The 19,512-nt window shown below is 71.9% G+C and carries 18 protein-coding genes; 10 read left to right on the top strand and 8 right to left on the bottom strand.

The window, feature by feature from the left end; genetic code table 11:
* The gene (locus tag ACOKM3_RS34855) at nt 1–1,278 is read right to left on the bottom strand and encodes an SWIM zinc finger family protein (RefSeq protein ID WP_426905212.1); all 1,278 of its coding nucleotides are present in this window, start codon (nt 1,276–1,278) and stop codon (nt 1–3) included.
* Nucleotides 1,275–4,070, bottom strand: a complete 2,796-nt coding sequence (locus ACOKM3_RS34860; RefSeq protein WP_426905213.1) for a DEAD/DEAH box helicase — start codon at nt 4,068–4,070, stop codon at nt 1,275–1,277. Before ACOKM3_RS34860 ends, ACOKM3_RS34855 begins: the two co-directional genes overlap by 4 nt.
* Before the next feature lie 342 nt (nt 4,071–4,412).
* Between ACOKM3_RS34860 and ACOKM3_RS34865 the strand changes: the two genes are divergently transcribed.
* Together ACOKM3_RS34865 and ACOKM3_RS34870 are read left to right on the top strand one after the other, a co-directional pair.
* A complete protein-coding gene (locus tag ACOKM3_RS34865; RefSeq protein ID WP_426905214.1) occupies nt 4,413–5,468 on the top strand; it encodes a fatty acid desaturase family protein in 1,056 nt (351 codons plus the stop codon).
* A gap of 147 nt (nt 5,469–5,615) precedes the next feature.
* Nucleotides 5,616–5,798: a hypothetical protein gene (locus ACOKM3_RS34870; RefSeq protein ID WP_385764163.1), complete on the top strand. Its 183-nt coding sequence runs from the start codon at nt 5,616–5,618 to the stop codon at nt 5,796–5,798.
* 60 nt (nt 5,799–5,858) lie between these two features.
* Here the strand turns inward: ACOKM3_RS34870 and ACOKM3_RS34875 are convergent, their stop codons facing one another.
* From ACOKM3_RS34875 to ACOKM3_RS34885, 3 genes are all read right to left on the bottom strand, one after another.
* Nucleotides 5,859–6,683, bottom strand: a complete 825-nt coding sequence (locus ACOKM3_RS34875) for a hypothetical protein (protein WP_426905215.1) — start codon at nt 6,681–6,683, stop codon at nt 5,859–5,861.
* Nucleotides 6,684–6,860: 177 nt separating this feature from the next.
* Nucleotides 6,861–7,148, bottom strand: a complete 288-nt coding sequence (locus ACOKM3_RS34880; protein ID WP_426905216.1) for a hypothetical protein — start codon at nt 7,146–7,148, stop codon at nt 6,861–6,863.
* A 149-nt stretch (nt 7,149–7,297) separates the two neighbouring features.
* On the bottom strand, nt 7,298–7,900 hold the full coding sequence (locus tag ACOKM3_RS34885) for a class I SAM-dependent methyltransferase (RefSeq protein ID WP_426905217.1): 603 nt from the start codon (nt 7,898–7,900) through the stop codon (nt 7,298–7,300).
* Between the two features lie 230 nt (nt 7,901–8,130).
* Here ACOKM3_RS34885 and ACOKM3_RS34890 point away from each other — a divergent pair, with 230 nt between their 5' ends.
* The 5 genes from ACOKM3_RS34890 (at nt 8,131) to ACOKM3_RS34910 (ending at nt 12,932) form a co-directional block, all read left to right on the top strand.
* Nucleotides 8,131–8,904 (top strand): MHYT domain-containing protein, encoded by a 774-nt coding sequence (locus tag ACOKM3_RS34890; protein ID WP_426905218.1) that lies wholly within the window; start codon nt 8,131–8,133, stop codon nt 8,902–8,904.
* 72 nt (nt 8,905–8,976) lie between these two features.
* Nucleotides 8,977–11,493, top strand: a complete 2,517-nt coding sequence (locus ACOKM3_RS34895) for a sensor histidine kinase (protein ID WP_426905219.1) — start codon at nt 8,977–8,979, stop codon at nt 11,491–11,493.
* Nucleotides 11,490–11,930, top strand: coding sequence for a roadblock/LC7 domain-containing protein (locus tag ACOKM3_RS34900; protein WP_266722368.1), 441 nt, complete (start codon nt 11,490–11,492; stop codon nt 11,928–11,930). Before ACOKM3_RS34895 ends, ACOKM3_RS34900 begins: the two co-directional genes overlap by 4 nt.
* 17 nt (nt 11,931–11,947) lie before the next feature.
* On the top strand, nt 11,948–12,343 hold the full coding sequence (locus ACOKM3_RS34905) for a DUF742 domain-containing protein (RefSeq protein WP_426905220.1): 396 nt from the start codon (nt 11,948–11,950) through the stop codon (nt 12,341–12,343).
* Nucleotides 12,324–12,932 carry a GTP-binding protein gene (locus ACOKM3_RS34910; RefSeq protein ID WP_426905221.1) on the top strand — a complete coding sequence of 203 codons (609 nt, stop codon included), beginning with the start codon at nt 12,324–12,326 and terminating at the stop codon, nt 12,930–12,932. Before ACOKM3_RS34905 ends, ACOKM3_RS34910 begins: the two co-directional genes overlap by 20 nt.
* An 18-nt stretch (nt 12,933–12,950) precedes the next feature.
* Here ACOKM3_RS34910 and ACOKM3_RS34915 read toward each other — a convergent pair whose 3' ends face one another.
* Nucleotides 12,951–13,379 carry a PPOX class F420-dependent oxidoreductase gene (locus ACOKM3_RS34915; RefSeq protein WP_426905222.1) on the bottom strand — a complete coding sequence of 143 codons (429 nt, stop codon included), beginning with the start codon at nt 13,377–13,379 and terminating at the stop codon, nt 12,951–12,953.
* Between the two features lie 119 nt (nt 13,380–13,498).
* Between ACOKM3_RS34915 and ACOKM3_RS34920 the strand changes: the two genes are divergently transcribed.
* The gene (locus ACOKM3_RS34920) at nt 13,499–13,915 is read left to right on the top strand and encodes a roadblock/LC7 domain-containing protein (RefSeq protein WP_426905223.1); all 417 of its coding nucleotides are present in this window, start codon (nt 13,499–13,501) and stop codon (nt 13,913–13,915) included.
* A 143-nt stretch (nt 13,916–14,058) separates the two neighbouring features.
* Entirely contained in the window at nt 14,059–14,922 is an 864-nt protein-coding gene (locus ACOKM3_RS34925) for a DUF6397 family protein (RefSeq protein ID WP_426905224.1), read from the top strand.
* A gap of 61 nt (nt 14,923–14,983) precedes the next feature.
* Here the strand turns inward: ACOKM3_RS34925 and ACOKM3_RS34930 are convergent, their stop codons facing one another.
* Both ACOKM3_RS34930 and ACOKM3_RS34935 read right to left on the bottom strand, forming a co-directional pair.
* Entirely contained in the window at nt 14,984–15,856 is an 873-nt protein-coding gene (locus ACOKM3_RS34930) for an acyl-CoA thioesterase (protein ID WP_422405858.1), read from the bottom strand.
* Nucleotides 15,857–15,938: 82 nt separating this feature from the next.
* Entirely contained in the window at nt 15,939–18,593 is a 2,655-nt protein-coding gene (locus ACOKM3_RS34935; RefSeq protein WP_426905225.1) for a DEAD/DEAH box helicase, read from the bottom strand.
* Between the two features lie 52 nt (nt 18,594–18,645).
* Between ACOKM3_RS34935 and ACOKM3_RS34940 the strand changes: the two genes are divergently transcribed.
* Nucleotides 18,646–19,440, top strand: coding sequence for a metal-dependent hydrolase (locus ACOKM3_RS34940; protein ID WP_426905226.1), 795 nt, complete (start codon nt 18,646–18,648; stop codon nt 19,438–19,440).
* Nucleotides 19,441–19,512: the final 72 nt, after the last annotated feature.

The following is a 19,512-nucleotide window of genomic DNA, read 5'->3' on the forward strand; positions in this document are numbered from 1 at the left end:
CTACCCGTCCTCGTCGGCGGAGCCGAGCGCTCCGGCCAGCGCGGAGGCGGGGTCGGACGCCGAGGGCCCGGCAGGCGCCCAGCGGCCGCGCTGCTTGCGGTACGGCCACCAGCGACCGTCCCGGCCGAGCCGCAGTTGGGCCTGCCCGTCGGCGGTGCTCCAGCGGCCGCGGGCGGCCTTGAGGACGGGGCGCTCGTCGTCGTCCCAGGCCCCGTCGAGCGCGGCACGCGCGCGTACCAGGCCCTCCGCGTCCGGGGACCGGTCCTCGTCCAGTACGTCGAGCGCGGCGGCGCCTCCGTACCCCCAGGCGTGCACGGCGAGCGTCAGGCCCTCCCGGCCGCGGCCACCGACCTCGGCGAGCCGTGCCCGGATGTGCGGCACGGGGGACGCGGAGGCCAGGCGTACGGCATCCTGCGGCACGGTCAATTCCGGTGGGACAGGGCGCTGTTCGTGCCCGGGGGACAGCGCCTCCGCGAGCAGCCGGTGCGCCTCGGTCGCCGCCTGCGCGCCGAGGAAGCCGAGCGCGTCGACGTCCGTGCCCGCGGGCGGCGCCGTCTCCGTGTCGAGCGACGGCGGCAGGCCGGGCTCGTCGGGCAGCGGCGGCGGACCCGGCAGCGGCGGCAGCACGATCGCCGACGCGTACGCCTCGGCCGCGTCCACGCCCTCGGCCTCCTGCTCCTCGTGCGGCGCTTCCGACTCGGTGCGTACGGTGCTGCGCACCTGAAGCTCGTCCAGCAGCGCGCGCTCGCTGCGCCCACGCAGCAGGAGCAGCACGAACGGATCCTGATCCAGCAGACGGGCGAGCTGATAGCTCAGCGCCGCCGTGTGCGCGCAGTGGTCCCAGGCGTCGCAGTCGCAGCGCGGCTCCAAGTCGCCGATCCCCGGCAGGAGTTCCACACCCGAGGCCGAGGCGTCCTCCACGAGGTGCGGCGGCATGTCGCGGTCCAGGAGCGCCGCGATGTGCCCGGCCCGCTCGGCCGCCATCGTCAGGAAGCCGTCCCACTCGTCCTCGTCAAGGCACTGCAGCAGCACGTCCGAGCGGTGCGTGGCGCCGCCGCGGTCCTCCACCACCGCGGTGATGCGCCCCGGCCGGACCGACACCGCGCCCACCGCTCCCGCGCGCGCGAGCCGACGCCCCGCCTTCAGTTGCGCGGTGTCCAGCGCGGTGTCCTCCAGGGCCTTCAACCAGGCCTGCCCCCACCAGGTCTGGGCGAAGGCCCGCCCGCGCGCGGGCGGCAGCGCCGCGAACGTGCGCATGTCGCCTTCCATGTGGCTCATCGGGTGCCCCCTCGCAGCTCGACCAGGTCCGCCAGTTCCGCGTCGGTGAGTTCGGTCAGCGCCGCCTCACCGGAACCGAGCACCGCGTCCGCCAACTCCTGCTTACGGAGCAGCATTTCCGCGATCCGGTCCTCGATCGTGCCCTCGGCGATCAACCGGTGCACCTGCACCGGCCTGGTCTGTCCGATGCGGTACGCGCGGTCGGTGGCCTGCGCCTCCACGGCCGGGTTCCACCAGCGGTCGTAGTGCACGACGTGCTCCGCGCGCGTGAGGTTGAGGCCCGTGCCCGCGGCCTTCAACGAGAGCAGGAACACGGGTACTTCGCCCTCCTGGAAGCGCCGCACCATGGCCTCGCGCTCCGCGACCGGGGTGCCTCCGTGGAGGAACATCACCGGCACGCCGCGGGCCGCCAGATGTCGCTCCACGAGGCGGGCCATCTGCACGTACTGCGTGAAGACCAGCACGCCGGCGTCCTCGGCCAGGATCGTGTCCAGGAGCTCGTCGAGGAGCTCCAGCTTCCCGGAGCGGCCGGTGATGCGCGGCTTGTCCTCCTTGAGGTACTGCGCCGGGTGGTTGCAGATCTGCTTGAGGCCGGTGAGGAGCTTGACGATCAGACCGCGCCGCTCGAATCCCGCCGCCCCGGAGATCTCCGCGAGCGTCTCCCGCACCACGGCCTCGTACAGGCCCGCCTGTTCGGCGGTGAGGGACACCGCGCGATCCGTCTCGGTCTTGGGCGGCAGTTCCGGGGCGATGCCGGGATCCGACTTGCGCCGGCGCAACAGGAAGGGCCCCACGAGCTTGGCCAGACGCTCCGCGGCCGCCGGGTCCTTGCCGCCCTCGATCGCCTGGGCGTAGCGCGTACGGAAGGTGCCGAGGCGGCCCAGCAGGCCGGGCGTCGTCCAGTCGAGCAGCGCCCACAGCTCGGAGAGGTTGTTCTCGACCGGGGTGCCGGTGAGCGCCACGCGCGCGCGTGCGCCGATGGTGCGCAGCTCCTTGGCCGTCGCCGAGTAGGGGTTCTTCACGTGCTGCGCCTCGTCGGCGACGAGCATCCCCCAGGGCGCGGCGCCGAGTTGGGCGGCGTCGAGGCGCATCGTGCCGTAGGTGGTGAGCACGAACTCGCCGTCGGCGAGGTCCTCCAGGGAGCGGCGCCCGCCGTGGAAGCGGCGTACGGGGGTGCCGGGCGCGAACTTCTCGATCTCGCGCTGCCAGTTGCCCATCAGGGACGTCGGGCAGACCACGAGCGTCGGACCCGCGCTCTCGGGGGAGCTCTGGCGGTGCAGGTGCAGCGCGATCAGCGTGATCGTCTTGCCGAGGCCCATGTCGTCGGCGAGGCAGGCGCCGAGGCCCAGCGAGGTCATGTGGGCGAGCCAGTTGAGCCCGCGCAGCTGGTAGTCGCGCAATTCGGCGTCGAGCGCTGCCGGTTGGCCGACCGGCGTCATGCCCTCGGGGTCCGCGAGGCGGTCCCGAAGGGCCGTGAGCCAGCCCGTCGGCCGCACGTCGACCCGGCGGCCCTCGACCTCCGTCGAGCCCGTGAGAACGGCGCTGAGCGCGTCGACCGGTGTGACCTTGCGATCCTGGTGCGAGCGGGCGCGGCGGGCCTCCGCGGGGTCGATCAGCACCCACTGGTCGCGCAGCCGTACGACGGGACGGTTCGCCTCGGCGAGCACGTCCAGCTCGGCGCGGCTCAACTCCTGGTCGCCGAGGGCGAACCGCCAGTCGAACGCCAGCAGGGCGTCGGCCGACAGGAAGGACGGGCCGTCGGAGGCGAGCCCGTCGGGCGCCTCGGCCGGGCCGATCACCGCACGGGCCGTCAGCTTGCGGGCCAGCTCCTTGGGCCAGTGCACCTCGACGCCGGCCGCGGACAGCGCCCGCGCGCCCTCGCCGAGCAGCTCCGTGACCTCCTCGTCGGCCAGTTCGACGGCGTCCGGCACGGTCGCGGAGAGCAGCGGCGCGAGCGGTGTCCACGCGCGCGTGGCGCGGCGCAGCGCCAGCAACGCGTCCATGCGGGCACGGTCGCCGAAGGCCCGTGCCGAGGCTCCGCCCCCGGCCCACACCTGTGCCGCGTCCGCGACGAGGGTGGGGTCGCTGACGCTGTGCAGTTGGAGCACCGCGCGGAACGGGGAGCGGGGCTCGTCGTCCGTGAGCTGTTCGAGTCCGGGGACCTCCACGCGCAGCGAGATCCGCACGCCCGCGTCGAGCCCCGCCGCGACATCGCCCGCCCAGGGGCGCAGCTCGGGCACCCGCTGCGGCTCCCGCGCGGCGAACGCGGGTCCACCGGCGGCGTGCGCGGCGGCGGGGGAGCGTGGCAGGGCGTCGGCCACCGCGTCCAGGAACGCGCGCAGCAGCCGCTCCGGGGCGTGCAGGCGCGGCGCCTCGGCCCCGTCCAGCGGCACGGCGTGCGCCTCGGGCGGCATCGCGGCGGCCAGCTCCCTGACCCGGTCGAGGTCGCCTGCCCCCAGCGGCCCCGCGCGCCACGCGTCGTGGCCCTCGGCGCTCACCCCCGGCAACAGCAGCCCCCGGGCGACGAGTTGGAGCGCCAGGAGGCCGGCCGTGCCCCAGAAGGCAGCCGTCGGGTCGGCGTCCGCGGTGGTACGCGCGCGGGTGAGCACCGGCAGTGCGGCGCGCACGGGCAGGGTGACGGCCGGTACGGTCACCGGCTCCACGGCGTCCTCGCCGGGCAGCGCGAGGCGCAGCTCGGTGCGGGTGCCCGCGTCCGGCAGCGGCGGCTCGCCGCCTTCGGGCCGCCAGAAGGCCACGGTCGACGTGCGGGCCGGGTCGGCGGGGGTGAACACGACGCCGCAGCGCGCGAGTTCGGTGGTTTCGGAGGGGGTGGGCGGAGCGGTGTGGGTGTGCTCGGAGATGGCGACGTCCTCGTATTCATCAAACTTGACTACTCACCCTGGAGGCGCCGAGGGTACACCTCCCGATCAGCCGGACGCGCCTCCATATATCGTGATCTGCATCACCTGACCCTTAAGGGTGGGGCTTACCCCCCTGTCGCGGTGGGGTGAACCCAGGCGGTACTCGGGTGGTGGCGCCATGGTCGGCGAGGGTCCGTGATCCATAGATTTCCGGGGGTCGGGCGACGCGTAGCCCGCCGCATCGACCTCACCCACCACAGACCGGAGACCGCCATGCCCTCGGCCGTCGGAACCCTGCCGGAACCCATCACCGGGCCGGCCTCCCCCGAAGGGGGAAGCGAGTTCACGCCATTGCTGCGCGCCATCAAGGGGCAGGGGCTGCTGAAGCGGCGCACCGGCTGGTACGTGCGCACCATTCTGGTCAACGCCCTGTGTCTCGGCGCCGTCGTCACGGGCATGGCCCTTCTCGGCGGCTCGTGGTGGGTGCTCGCCCTCGCGCCGGTCCTCGCGGCACTGTGCGCGCGCACCGCCTTCATCGGACACGACGCGGGCCACGCCCAGATCACCGGGAACCGCTCGGTGAGCCGGCTGATCGGCCTGGTCCACGGCAATCTGCTGCTCGGCATGAGCTACTCCTGGTGGAACGACAAGCACAACCGGCACCACGCCAACCCGAACCACATCGAGAAGGACCCGGACGTCGCCGCCGACGTACTCGTCTTCACCGGCAAACAGGCCGCCACGCGCGCGGGGTTCCGCGGCTGGCTCACCCGACACCAGGCCTGGCTCTTCTTCCCGCTCACCCTTCTCGAGGGCCTCGCCCTGAAGATCTACGGATTCCAGGACCTGCGCCGCCAGAGCGGCCGCGAACGCCTCGTGGAAGGCGCGCTCCTGGTCGCACACGTCGCCGGCTACGTCACGTTGCTCCTCACCACCATGCCGCTCGGCCACGCGCTCGTCTTCGCGGCGCTCCACCAGGCCCTGTTCGGGCTGCACTTGGGCATGGCCTTCGCACCCAACCACAAGGGCATGGAGATGCCGGACCCGGACGGCGACAAGTGGGGCCATCTTCGCCGCCAGGTCCTCACCTCGCGCAACATCAAGGGCAGCGCGCCGACCGACTGGTTCCTCGGCGGCCTCAACTACCAGATCGAGCACCACCTGTTCCCGAGCATGCCCCGCCCCCACCTGCGCCTCGCCCAGCCCATGGTGAAGGCGCACTGCCGCGAACTCGGCATCCCCTTCGTGGAGACAGGGCTTGTCGACTCCTACCGCCAGGCGCTGCGCCACATGTATGAAGTGGGGGAGCCGCTGCGGGTCGACATCTGACGGCCGCCCGGCCGTGGGCGGGGGCGCGGAATCAGGGATGTCTCAGGGTTACCGGACGGAACTGCGGGCGACGTGGGCCCGTTTCTCACAGCAGAGGCGGGTCCGCTCCACTCAGGCGAGGGCGGGCCGCCCCGAAGGAGGCCACACATGTCGAAGAACGCGAAGATCGCCGCGGGAGGTGTGGCGGCCGGCATCATCCTGCTGATCTGGCTGCCCTGGTGGGCGGCCCTGCTCATCGTGCTGGGCGCGCCCGCCGCCGCGTACCTGATGCTCGACCCCTCGCAGCGGCGCAGGCTGCGCCGTGTCTCGCGCAAGGAGCTGGGGCGCTGAGGGGACATCGTGACGGTCGCAGCCGCGCGGGGCGCGAACGTCCCGTGCGGCTCCGGCGGTTCACGTAGGGCGTACGGCCATCTTGTCGAGCGCTTCGAGCAGGCTCGGCAGTTCCCGGCCACGGCCGACCGGCAGCACTTCACCCGGCTCGTCGTCGAGGAGCACGAAGGCGATGTCGTCGGTCCGCGCGACCATCGACCAGCCGGGCCCGTCGGCGCGCAGCGTCCGGGCGTCGCCGGAGGCGAACGAGGAGCGCACGCGGCCCAGGGGCGGCGGCGCGTCCACGTACCCGCGCACCTCCGAGAGGACCCGCCGGATGCCCGTCCGCGTGCCGCTCGGCTCGCCCTCCTGAGGCGCCTCGGCGTCCTCCTCCGTGGCGAACTGGGAGTCGTCGAGCTGCTCCCGCCACACGGCCCACTGGAGCGCTATCTCGTCGGCTCCCAGGCGCCGTTGGGCCGGGCCCCACGTCTCTGTGTCGGGCGGCGTCAGCGGCGGGGTGTCGTCGTACTCGGGGTCGGGCTCGGGATCGTGCGGCGCGGGGACGCCCGGGGCGGACACGGCGAGCGCGAGCGGCCAGCCCGGCAGCGCGGCGACCATGCTGTCCTCGTCGGGCGAGAGCTCGTACTCCATGCCGCAGTCCCACGACGCGATGGCGACGGCGACGAGCGACACGTCGTCGACCACGACGGTCCAGCGGGCGCCCGTACCGTCCTGGCCGAGCACCAGGCCGTATCCCTCGGCCACCGGCGCGAGCCCCAGGGCCCCGCAGGCCTCCGGGTAGTCGTCACCGAGCACGCTCGGGAACTTCGCAGGCGTCAGCAACACCGCCGTCAGCACGTACAGCGCGTCGTCGCCTTCGACCGCCGCTTCGTCCACTCCGGCCACGCCAGCCTCCCCTGAACTTCGTTCCACCGGCGAGACCTTAGCCAGTGCTCGATGCCGTCGTACAGGGGGGTCCATGCTCGATGACCAGGAAAATCGACAGCAACCCAGCCTCTGCGCCCCTCCCGTGAACAAACTGTCGACATCCCGTGCCCGCCATGTGTGCCTCGCGGGCGCTGGTCAGCCGGCCGGCAGCCCAAGAAGGGCGCGGGCGACGGTTCGTGGCGGCTCGTCGCGTTCCCGCGCGAGGGCGATGACGGCCCGGCAGGCGAGCTCATTGACCCCGAAGGCCAGCGCACTCGGCTCGACCCAGCCCGCCGCCTCGTCGGCCCGCTCCTGATCGTCCTCGACACCGGCCACCACATAGGTAGCGGCCGCCTCGAACAGATTGTGCGCCCGCTCCTTCCTGCCCGGCGTGCCACCGTCCTCGCGCCACGCCCTCCACGCCTTACGGACCCGATCGATCATGGACGCCACCGTCCCCCTACCCGTAACCCCCGACGTCTGTCACGGAGTCCCGGCCATGGTGACAGACCCGACCACACAGCGGATCCCGTGCGGCGGGGGTCAGTGGGACCCGGTTCCAGGCGGCCGTCTGCCGGCGTTGTCGGCGCGGCTCAGTCATCCTCCCGTACCGCGAGGGCCAGGAAGCGGTCGTCCTCGTCGGCGTACGAGGTCATGCGCCAGCCTGCGGCGGCGAGCAGTGGGCGCAGGTTGGGCTCGGCGCGCAGGTCGTCCGGGGTGAGTGCGCGGCCGTGGCGGGCGGCGAGGGCGGCCCGGCCGATCGGGTGGAAGAGCGCGAGCAGTCCGCCGGGGCGCACCACGCGCGCCAACTCGCGCAGATTCTCGGACGGTTGCGGCAAGTGCGAGATGAGCCCGGCGCCGAACACCGCGTCCAGCACGCCCGCGCGCAGCGGCAGTCTGGCCACGTCCGTGAGCAGCAACCGCCCCTCGGTGTCCCTGCCCGCCCGTACGGCCCGCTCCAGCATGGCCGCCGTCAGGTCGGCGCCCAGGACCACCCCGGAAGGTCCTACGGCCGCCCGCAGCGGCGCCAGCGCCCGCCCCGTGCCGCACCCGGCGTCGAGCACACGGGCAGCGGGACGCAGCCCCAACGCGGCCACCGCGGACGCGTAGGCCGGGCCGTCGTCGGGGAAACGGGTGTCCCAGTCGGCGGCTCTGGCCGCGAAGAACTCCTGCACACGTGTGGCGTCATCGCTCATGCGCTCCATGATTGCGCAGCGCACTGACAGCGGCGCCCAGGCGCGTCCCGTGACACGAGTGGGGGACACGGGATCGAAAGGTCCCGTTCTTCGTCGAAGACATCGCATGCACGTGCGGTGCGCATGTTCGACTCTCCGGCGACCGTTCCGAACCGCATCTCCTCCGTATTCCAAAACCTTTCGAACTGCGCCCCTGCTGTACGCCCCCACCGGCATACCGTCCCTGACCCATGGGACACCTGGACCACGCCGCCTTCGGCTGGCTTACCCCCGTGCTGTCGTACGCGATGGCCTGCATCGGCGCCGCGCTCGGACTGCGCTGCACCGTACGCGCCCTGAACACCACGGGGAGCGCACGGCGCAACTGGCTGCTCACCGCCGCCTCCGCCATCGGCACCGGCATCTGGACCATGCACTTCGTGGCGATGCTCGGGTTCACCGTCACCGGCACCGAGATCCGCTACAACGTCCCGCTGACCATCCTCAGCCTGGTCGTCGCGGTGACCGTCGTCGGTGTCGGCGTCTTCGCCGTGGGCCATCACCACGAGCGCGGGCGTGCGCTGGCCCTGGGCGGCCTCACCACGGGCGTCGGCGTGGCCAGCATGCACTACCTGGGGATGGCGGCCCTGCGCCTGCACGGGAAGGTCAGCTACGACCCGATGCTGGTCGCCCTCTCCGTGGTGATCGCCGTCGTCGCGGCGACCGCCGCGCTGTGGGCCGCCCTCAACATCAGGTCACCGGGCGCCGTCGCGGTCGCCTCCCTCGTCATGGGCGGCGCCGTGAGCAGCATGCACTACACCGGGATGATGGCGGTGAGCGTGCGGGTGGCCCCCTCCACGGCGGAACTCGCCGGGGCCACGGCGATGCAGTTCATCTTCCCGCTGGCCGTGGGGCTCGGCTCCTACCTCTTCCTGACCTCGGCGTTCGTCGCGCTGTCCCCTGCCGCGGACGAGAGGGAGGCCTCCAAGTCGGCGCAGCGCCCGCTGGAGCACCAGACCCCCTGACCACCCCCCCCGCACCGCCACCGGCCCGGCACCAGGAGCGCGAAAGGTGCCCCGACCCCGATCGAGGAGGCCATGCGCCCGCCCCGCAGAACCCCCAGCTCCGGCCCTGTGCACGAGACTTCGGCCCCCGCGCGCGGTCGGCGTGCGCACGCCGGGCTGCCCGCCGACGAAGACGTCCTCGTGGAGCCGGAGCCCCGCGGCGCGTCCCCCGCGCGCGGGGGAGCCATGCACCTGCGTCCGCGTACGGTCCGGGCGAAAATCATCTGCCTCCTGATGGTGCCCGTCGTCTCGCTGCTCGCCCTGTGGGCCTTCGCCACCGTGAGCACCGCCCAGGACGTCGCGCGACTACGGCAGTTGCAGCGCGTCGACGAGACGGTGCGCACCCCCGTGGGCGCGGCCGTCGCCGCCCTGCAGGCCGAACGCACCGCAGCTGTCGCCTACGCCACCGAACCCACCGCCGCCCGCGGCGACACCCTCACACGCCGCGCCGCCACCACCGACCGCGCCGTCTCCTCCTTGCGCATCGGCAACGACGGCACGGTCGCGGACGGAGCCGACCTCCCGCGCGCGGTGACCGGCCGGCTGGAGTCGTTCGTCGGCGGCGTCGAGCACCTACGAAGTGTGCGCAAGGCCGTGCAGGAGCGGCGCACCGGCTGGGACGACGCGTACGGGCAGTACACCAGGACCGTCGACAGCGCCTTCGCGGTCAGCGGTTCGCTCACCGGCATCCAGGACTCCGAACTCGGCTCCGACGCGCGCGTGCTCCTGGAGTTCGGCCGCTCCGGCGAGATGCTCGCCCGGGAGAACGCGGTGCTCGTCGGCGCCCGACTGGCCGGTTCCCTGGACGGCGAGCGGCTGCGGCTGTTCACCGGGGCGGTGGGGACCCGCGGCAACCTGATCGGCACGGCCGCGAGCGACCTGCGCGGGCCCGAACGCGCCGCCTGGAAGCGCCTCGCGGCGAGCCGCGCCTACGGAGACGTACGCGCCGTCGAGGACCGCACCCTCATCGCCGAACCGGGCGGGAAGGCGCTCGCCGCCGCGTCCGCCGACGCCTGGAACACGGCGTACGCGACCGTGCAGGACCGCATGCGCGCCATCGAGACGGACGCCGCACGCGGCGCCGCGGTGCGCGCGGACCCGCTCACCCGCGGACTGCTCACCCCGGCCGGAGGGGCCGTCCTGCTCGGCCTCTTCGCCGTGACGGCCTCGCTGGTGATCTCCGTGCGCATCGGCCGCGGCCTCGTCGTCGAACTGGTCAGCCTGCGCAACACCGCGTTGGAGATCGCCCGCCGCAAACTGCCCGACACCATGCGCAGGTTGCGGGCCGGCGAGGAGATCGACGTGGCGGCCGAAGCCCCCGAGGGCCCGCCCGCGGAGGACGAGACCGGCCAGGTGTCCGAGGCGCTCACCACGGTGCACCGCGCGGCCCTGTACGCCGCCGTGGAGCGCGCCGAACTCGCCAGCGGCATCTCCGGGGTGTTCGTCAACCTCGCCCGCCGCAGCCAGGTCCTCGTCCACCGTCAACTCGGCCTCCTGGACGGCATGGAGCGCCGCGCCGACGACCCGAGCGAACTCAGCGACCTGTTCCGGCTCGACCACCTCACCACACGGATGCGCCGCCACGCGGAGAGCCTGATCATCCTCTCCGGAGCCGCGCCGGGCCGCGCCTGGCGACAGCCCGTCCCGCTGACGAACGTCGTGCGGGCCGCGGTCTCCGAGATCGAGGACTACGCGCGCGTGGAGGTGCGCCACCTCTCCGCCGCCCAGGTCTCCGGTGCCGCCGTCGCCGACCTCACCCACCTCGTGGCCGAACTCGTCGAGAACGCCGCGCAGTTCTCGCCTCCGCACACCAAGGTGCGCATCAGCGGTGAGCCCGTCGGCAACGGGTACGCGATCGAGATCGAGGACCGCGGCCTCGGCATGGGCAAGGAGAGCCTCGAAGAGGCCAACCAGCGCATCGGGCACTCGGAGGCCCTCGACCTGTTCGACAGCGACCAGCTCGGCCTCTTCGTGGTCAGCAGGCTCGCCAAACGCCACGACATCAAGGTGCACCTGCGTACGTCCCCGTACGGAGGCACCACCGCCGTCGTCCTTTTGCCCACTCCCTTGCTGCACAAGGACGGAGAGATCGGGCCGAGCGCCCATGAAGCGCACCGACCGTCCCAGGAAGAGCGCCGCTACGCGCGCGTGCCCGAGCCCGAAGCGGGGCCGATGAACGACAGCCACCCCGTCCCCGCACCGGCGCCCCGCCCGGCGCTCGCGCCCTCGACGGAGCCCGAGAGCCCCCGGCACCCACCGGGGGTCACCGCGCTGCGCCTGCGCACCTCACCGGAGCCCGCGCTCCCCGAGCAGCCCGCGGACGACACGGACCCACCCCCCGACGGCCTCCCGCGCCGCGTACGCCAGGCCAGCCTCGCGCCTCAACTGCGTGAGCGGCCGGCCGAACCGACGTCCCCCGCGCGCGTACCCGCACCGGACGAGCGCACCCCCGAACAGGTCCGGGCCCGGATGGCCTCCTTCCGGGACGGCTGGGCCAGAGGCGGTGGCCGACCGCCCGGCCCCGACACCCATGAAGGAGATCCCGCATGATCAAGGAACCGAGCACCACGGGGACGGCCCACGGTGCCGGCGAACTCGACTGGCTCCTTGATGACTTGGTGCTGCGAGTGCCCGAACTGCGGCATGCCGTGATCCTCTCCAACGACGGGCTCGCCGTCGGCTCCTCCAGCGGCCTGCGCAGGGAGGACGCCGAACACCTCTCGGCCGTCGCCTCCGGCTTCAACAGCCTCGCCAAGGGCACCGGGCGGCACTTCGGCACGGGCGGGGTGCGGCAGACCATGGTCGAGATGGATGAAGGTTTCCTCTTCGTGGCGGCCGCGGGCGACGGTTCCTGCCTCGCTGTCCTGAGCACCGGAACCGCCGATATCGGGCTCGTCGCCTACGAGATGGCACGCCTGGTCAGGAGGGTCGGCGAACACCTCTACACGGCCCCGAGAGCCGCCGGGCAGCCGCCCGCCGCGGGCTGACGGGCACGGTCGACGACATGAACGACAACGACCCCGGCAGCCAGTGGTTCGACCAAGAGGCCGGGCCCCTGGTCCGCCCCTACGCGATGACCGGTGGACGGACCGCGCCGGGGCCCCAGGGAGCGCACTTCGACCTGATCGCCCTGGTGTCCCTCGACACCGCGGCACCCGGCGCCCACGACGACACCGCCCTCGGCCCCGAGCACCGGTCGATCATCGAACTGTGCCGCACGGAGACCCAGACGGTCGCCGAACTGGCCGCGGGCACCGACGTACCCGTGGGCGTGGTCCGTGTGCTCCTCGGCGACCTGCTCGAACTGGCCTGCGTGAAGGTCAGCAGGCCGGTGCCGCCCGCCCAGCTACCTGACGAGAAGATCCTGAGAGAAGTCATCGATGGACTCAGAGCACTCTGACACCACGGCCGACGGCCCCACCACGGCACTGGCCCTGAAGATTCTGGTCGCGGGCGGATTCGGGGTGGGCAAGACCACTCTGGTCGGCGCGGTCAGTGAGATCAGGCCGCTGCGCACCGAGGAACGCCTGAGCGAAGCGGGCCAGCACGTGGACGACACCGGGGCGGTCGAACGCAAGACGACCACGACCGTCGCCATGGACTTCGGCCGCATCACCATCAGGTCCGGTCTGTCGCTCTACCTGTTCGGCACGCCGGGCCAAGACCGCTTCTGGTTCCTGTGGGACGAGCTCTCGCAGGGCTCGCTCGGCGCGGTCGTCCTCGCGGACACCCGGCGGCTCGAGGACTGCTTCCCCGCCGTGGACTACTTCGAGCACCGGCACATTCCGTTCGTCGTGGCGGTGAACTGTTTCGCGGACAGCAGGGCCTTCGGAGCGCACGAAGTGGCCCGTGCCCTGGACCTCGACCGCGGGACACCCGTGGTGCTGTGCGACGCGCGCGACCGCGACTCGGGGAAGGAGGTGCTGATCAGACTGGTCGAGTACGCCGGGCGCATGCACTCCGCCCGGCTGCTCGACTCCGTGGGCTGACGCGGGTGACCGGCCGGTTCAGCCGGTCATGTCGCCCAGCGCCACGACCTTCTCGACCCGTACGCGGACGACGAGTTCACCCGGCACCGCATTGCGCCGGCCGAACTCCTCGGCGCGGTCCGCGCCCATGTACCGGCCGCCGATCCTGGTGGCCGAATCCAGCAACTCGTCCGGGTCCTCGCTGAGCTCGGCGCGGCCCTGGATCGACACGAACGAGAACGGGGGCCGCTCGTCGTCGATGCAGAGGGCGACCCGACCGTCCCGGGCCAGGTTGCGTCCCTTGACCGTGTCCTTGCCGGTGTTGAACAGGATGTCGTCGCCGTCGACAACGAACCAGACGGGCGCGATGTGCGGGCTGCCGTCGGCCCGCACGGTGGACAACTTGGCGGTGTGAGTGCCCTCGGAGACGAAGGCCTTCCATTCCTCATCGGTCATCTTGTGTGCCATGCGCCCATCCTCCTTGCCCGGATGCCCACCGTGGGGAAGGCTTGCGAGTGAATCCTCCGGCCAGGGGAGCGGATCCCCTCCGGGGACGGGGAGCCACAGGGAAGCGGGGACAGGGGATCATGGGGCAGCAGTACGAAGGACTCGGTTGGCTGCTGGACGACCTGACGCAGCGCGTCGAACACGTGCGGCACGCTCTGGTCCTGTCCAACGACGGCCTGGTGGCAGGGGCGAGCACAGGCCTGCGCCGCGAGGACGCCGAGCATCTCGCCGCGGTCTCGTCCGGACTGCACAGCCTCGCCAAGGGATCCGGAAGATACTTCGGCACCGGCGGAGTGCGCCAGACCATGGTCGAGTTCGACGACGCGGTGCTGTTCGTCACCGCGGCGGGCGAGGGCAGCTGCCTGTGCGTGCTCAGCGCGGCCGAGGCCGACATCGGGCAGGTCGCGTACGAGATGACGCTGCTGGTGCACCGCGTCGGCGAACATCTCACGGTCGACACGCGCAATCCGGAGCGAGGCCCGCTCGCAGACCTCTGAGCTGCGGCGATACAGAGGTCGGAAGGGTTATCCACAGGCTCGCACGGGTCTGGTCGATCCGAGCTACGGTTCTCACAAGTGGTCACGGAGAGTGACCGCGTCTGATTCGCAGACGGGGGAGAACCATCGTGCAAGGCGACATCATGACCAGGCCTCAGAGCAGCGCGGCGCGGGAACTGGGGCTGAAACGCGGCGAGTTCGACCTCGCCGTCCGGCTGGGCCGCATCCGTACCGTTCCGGCGCCGGGCGGCGGCCGACGCCGTGTCCCGCGTGAGGAGATCGTCCGCATCCGTGAGGCCGAGGGGTTCCCGGACACGCTCCTCGATCAGGTCAAGGTCGTGGGCACGGCGGAGGGCGCCGGACTCCTGGACATCCCGTCGTCCCGCTTCACCAGGCTGGCTCGCGCCGGAATGCTGACGCCCGCGAAGTTCTACGTCAACCGGTACCGCACGGTGGTGTGGCTGTATCTCGCCCAGGAACTACGGGAGTTCGCGGCGGCAGAGATCAACGGGCCGCTCCTGACGGGGCGGGCGCCCGACCGGGTGCGCGCCAGGCTGCGGGACGGCGCGGACCTGCGGCCGAAGAACTGGCGGGCCAGGCACGCCGGGTACTTGCTCGGGCAGGCCGACGGGCCGTGGGACCGGGCGGCGGCGGTCGCCACGCTCCTGGACCCGACGCAGCTCGCGGAACTCGTCGTGAGCCCCTACGAGCGCGCCCATCTGCAGCGACTGCGGCCCGACGAGTTCTGGTACGGAGCACCGGAGTCGCCCAACGCCGCGATCGTCCAGCGCATTCTGACCGCCGACGACCCGGACGAGATCAGCTGGCTGCGCGGAACCCTGCTGCTCAACCTGGAGGAGGCCCGAAGGCGGCTCCCCGCACCACGGCCCGCCGGGCACCTGGAGCCCGTGGCGGCACTGCCGCAGGCCCCTCCGGAGCCCGTCGCCGAGCCTGTGGAGGTGCGGCCGCGGAGCCTGTGGGCCCGCCTCGTCGGAAGAGGAGCCTGAACCGCCGCGCGGCCCCCCGCCAGTTCGGTCGCCCTGCGCCGACCACCGGCCGCGCGCCCGGTCAGCCCTCGAGCTTGCGGAACAGCCCCTCTTGGACCACGGAGACGAGCAGGCGCCCCTCCGTGTCGTAGATGCGGCCACGGGCAAGGCCACGGCCGCCCGTCGCGATCGGCGACTCTTGGTCGTACAGGAACCACTCATCGGCACGGAAAGGACGGTGGAACCACATGGCGTGGTCGAGCGAGGCCATATCGAAGCCGCGCGGCCCCCACAGCGGCTCGACCGGCAGCCGCACGGCGTCGAGCAGCGTCATATCGCTCGCGTAGGTGAGCGCGCACGTGTGCACGAGCGGATCGTCGCCGAGGGGGCCCACGGCACGCATCCACACCGCGCTGCGCGGCTCGGCCGCCTCGATGTCCTCGGGCGACCAGCGCAGCCGGTCGACGTAGCGGATGTCGAAGGGCTGCCGGCGGGCCATCCGCTCCAGGGCGTCGGGCAGCGCGCCCAGATGGCCCCGCACCTCGTCGGCGATCGTCGGCAGCGAATCCGGGTCCGGCACCTGCCGGGCCGGCGGCAACTGGTGCTCGAAGGCACCCTCTTCGGGCTTGTGGAAGGAGGCGGTGAGATTGAAGATCGTGCGGCCCTGCTGCACGGCGGTGACGCGCCGCGTGGTGAACGAGCGCCCATCGCGCATCCGCTCGACCTGGTACACGATCGGCACGCCGGGGCGGCCGGGGCGAATGAAGTACGCGTGCAGCGAGTGCACGGGGCGGTCGCCCTCGGTGGTGCGTCCCGCCGCCACCAGGGCCTGGCCCGCGACCTGCCCGCCGAAGACGCGCTGGAGGGACTCGTCCGGGCTGAGTCCGCGGAAGATGTTGACCTCGATCTGCTCCAGGTCGAGCAGGTCGACGAGCTTCTCCGCAGGATTCGTCATGGGTGGTTCTTTCTCGTGTGTGGGGCCGGACCGCTCCGGCGCGGGGGAGCGGCCGGAATCTACCGTCCGGCCGTCCTCGGATCTACAACTGACCGACGTCCGTGACCCGAACGACGGCGCGGCCCTCTTCGTCGGAGGCCGCGAGGTCGACCTCGGCGCTGATGCCCCAGTCGTGGTCGCCGTTCGGGTCCTGGAAGGTCTGGCGCACCTTCCACAGCCCGTGCTCCGGATCCTCCTCGATCATGAGCAGCTTGGGGCCGCGCGCGTCGGGGCCGGTACCGAGGTCCTCGTACTCGTCCCAGTACTTGTCCATCGCGTCGCCCCAGGCGTCCGCGTCCCAGCCCGAGTCGCCGTCCATCTCGCCGAGTTCCTCGACGTTGTCGAGCGCCGCGAGTTCGACGCGGCGGAACATGGCGTTGCGGACGAGGACCCGGAAGGCGCGCGCGTTCGTCGTGACCGGCTTGACCTGGTCGGCCTTCTCCTGGGCCTCCTCGGCGGTCATCTCACCCGGGTTGGCGAGCTGCTCCCACTCGTCCAGGAGGCTGGAGTCGACCTGGCGCACCATCTCGCCGAGCCAGGCGATCAGATCCTCCAGGTCCTCCGACTTCAGGTCGTCGGGCACCGTGTGGTCGAGCGTCTTGTACGCGCTCGCCAGGTAGCGCAGGACGATGCCCTCGGTGCGGGCGAGCTCGTAGTAGGACACGAACTCCGTGAAGGACATGGCGCGTTCGTACATGTCGCGGATCACGGACTTCGGGGACAGCGGGTGGTCGCCGACCCACGGGTGGCTCTGCCGGTACGTGTCGTAGGCGTGGAAGAGCAGCTCCTCCAAGGGCTTCGGGTACGAGATGTCCTGGAGGCGCTCCATCCGGTCCTCGTACTCGACCCCGTCCGCCTTCATCTGGCCGACGGCCTCGCCGCGCGCCTTGTTCTGCTGGGCGTGCAGGATCTGCCGCGGGTCGTCGAGCGTGGACTCCACGACGGAGACCATGTCGAGGGCGTACGAGGGCGACTCCTGGTCGAGCAGGTCGAACGCGGCGAGGGCGAACGTCGACAGCGGCTGGTTGAGCGCGAAGTCCTGCTGCAGGTCGACGGTCAGGCGCACGATGCGGCCGGTCGGATCCGGCGTGTCCAGCTTCTCGACGATGCCGCCGTCCAGGAGCGAGCGGTAGATCGCGATGGCCCGGCGGATGTGCCGCAGCTGCGCCTTGCGCGGCTCGTGGTTGTCCTCGAGGAGGTGCCGCATCGCGTCGAAGGCGTTGCCCGGGCGGGCGATGACCGACAGGAGCATCGTGTGCGTGACACGGAAGCGCGAGGTGAGCGGCTCCGGGTCGGAGCCGATCAGCTTCTCGAAGGTGTTCTCCGTCCAGGCGACGAAGCCCTCCGGGGCCTTCTTGCGGACCACCTTGCGGCGCTTCTTGGGGTCGTCGCCGGCCTTGTTGAGCGCCTTCTCGTTCTCGATGACGTGCTCGGGCGCCTGCGCCACGACGAAGCCCGCCGTGTCGAACCCGGCGCGACCCGCGCGGCCCGCGATCTGGTGGAACTCCCGCGCGCGCAGCGTGCGCACGCGCGTGCCGTCGTACTTGGTGAGGGCGGTGAACAGCACCGTGCGGATGGGCACGTTGACGCCGACGCCGAGGGTGTCGGTGCCGCAGATGACCTTCAACAGGCCGGCCTGGGCGAGCTTTTCCACCAGGCGGCGGTACTTCGGCAGCATGCCGGCGTGGTGCACACCGATGCCATGGCGTACGTAACGGGAAAGGTTGCGGCCGAACTTGGTGGTGAACCGGAAGTTGCCGATCAGCTCGGCGATCTGGTCCTTCTCCGCGCGCGTGCACATGTTGATGCTCATCAGCGCCTGCGCGCGCTCGACGGCCTGCGCCTGCGTGAAGTGCACGATGTAGACGGGCGCCTGCTTCGTCTCCAGGAGCTCCGTCAGCGTCTCCGTGAGCGGCGTGAGCCGGTACTCGTACGAGAGCGGTACGGGGCGCGTGGCCGAGCGGACCACCGACGTGGTCCTGCCGGTGCGGCGCGTGAGGTCCTTCTCGAACATGGAGACGTCGCCGAGCGTCGCCGACATCAGGATGAACTGCGCCTGCGGCAGCTCGAGCAGCGGAATCTGCCAGGCCCAGCCGCGGTCCCCCTCCGCGTAGAAGTGGAACTCGTCCATCACGACCTGGCCGATGTCGGCCTGCGCGCCGTCGCGCAGCGCGATGGAGGCGAGGACCTCGGCGGTGCAGCAGATGACGGGCGCGTCCGAGTTCACGGAGGCGTCGCCGGTCAGCATGCCGACGTTCTCCGTGCCGAAGAGCTTGCACAGCTCGAAGAACTTCTCGGAGACCAGCGCCTTGATCGGCGCCGTGTAGAAGGTGACCTCGTCCCGGGCCAGCGCCGCGAAGTGCGCACCGGCGGCGATCATGGACTTGCCGGACCCGGTGGGCGTCGAAACGATCACGTTCGCGCCCGACACCACCTCGATCAGCGCCTCCTCCTGGTGGGGATAGAGGGTGAGCCCACGCTCCTCGGACCACGACTCGAAGGCGTCGTAGAGGGCGTCCGGGTCGGCGGTCTTCGGGAGCTGATCGATAAGGGTCACAGCACCATCTTGCCTGCCTTCCGGCTCGATCCGGCAATCGGATGTCGGAGCGAAGATCACGAAGGCTACGCTGGGTCGCCGACGGGGCGTCAGCACGCGCGCGGCCCTCACGGGGCAACTCGGCGCAGCAACAAGCGACATGTCGGTACATCGCGCGCGGCCGGCACAACAGAAACAGGGGCGGAACACAGCCATGATGGGACCGGCACACTCGCTGTCAGGAGCGGCGGCCTGGCTGGGGGTGGGGGCGGCGACAACGGCGGCCGGGTACCCGATGCCGTGGCCGGTCCTCCTCGTCGGAGCGCTGATCTGCGCGGGCGCCGCGCTCGCCCCGGACCTCGACCACAAGTCGGCGACCATCTCGGGCGCCTTCGGCCCGATCTCCCGGGGCCTTTGCGAGATCGTCGACAAACTCTCGTACGCCGTCTACAAGGGGACCCGGATGCAGGGCGACCCCCGGCGCTCGGGCGGTCACCGCACGCTCACCCACACGTGGGTCTGGGCGGTCCTCATAGGGGCGGGCGCCTCGGCCCTGGCGATCTTCGGCGGCCGCTGGGCCGTCCTCGGGATCCTCTTCGTGCACATGGTGCTCGCCATCGAGGGCCTGCTGTGGCGGGCGGCCCGCGGTCACAGCAGCGACCTCCTCGTATGGCTGCTCGCGGCGACCAGCGCGTGGATCCTCGCGGGCATCCTGGACCAGCCCGGCAACGGCTCGGACTGGCTGTTCACGGACCCCGGTCAGGAGTACCTGTGGCTGGGCCTGCCGATCGTGCTCGGCGCGCTGGTGCACGACATCGGGGACGCGCTCACCGTCTCGGGCTGCCCGATCCTGTGGCCCATCCCGATCGGCCGCAAGCGCTGGTACCCGCTCGGGCCGCCGAAGCCGATGCGGTTTCGGGCCGGCAGCTGGATCGAGCTGAAGGTGCTCATGCCGGTGTTCATGCTGGCAGGCGGCGTGGGCTGCGCGGCCGCACTGAACTTCATCTGACCGAGGGCCGTCCCCGCACCGGGCGGTCGTCGGCCGCCCAGATCGGCGGACGCCCGGACCCGACCGGTGCGG

Origin of the sequence: Streptomyces nidicola, assembly GCF_050106155.1 — a bacterium.
Lineage (GTDB): Bacteria > Actinomycetota > Actinomycetes > Streptomycetales > Streptomycetaceae > Streptomyces.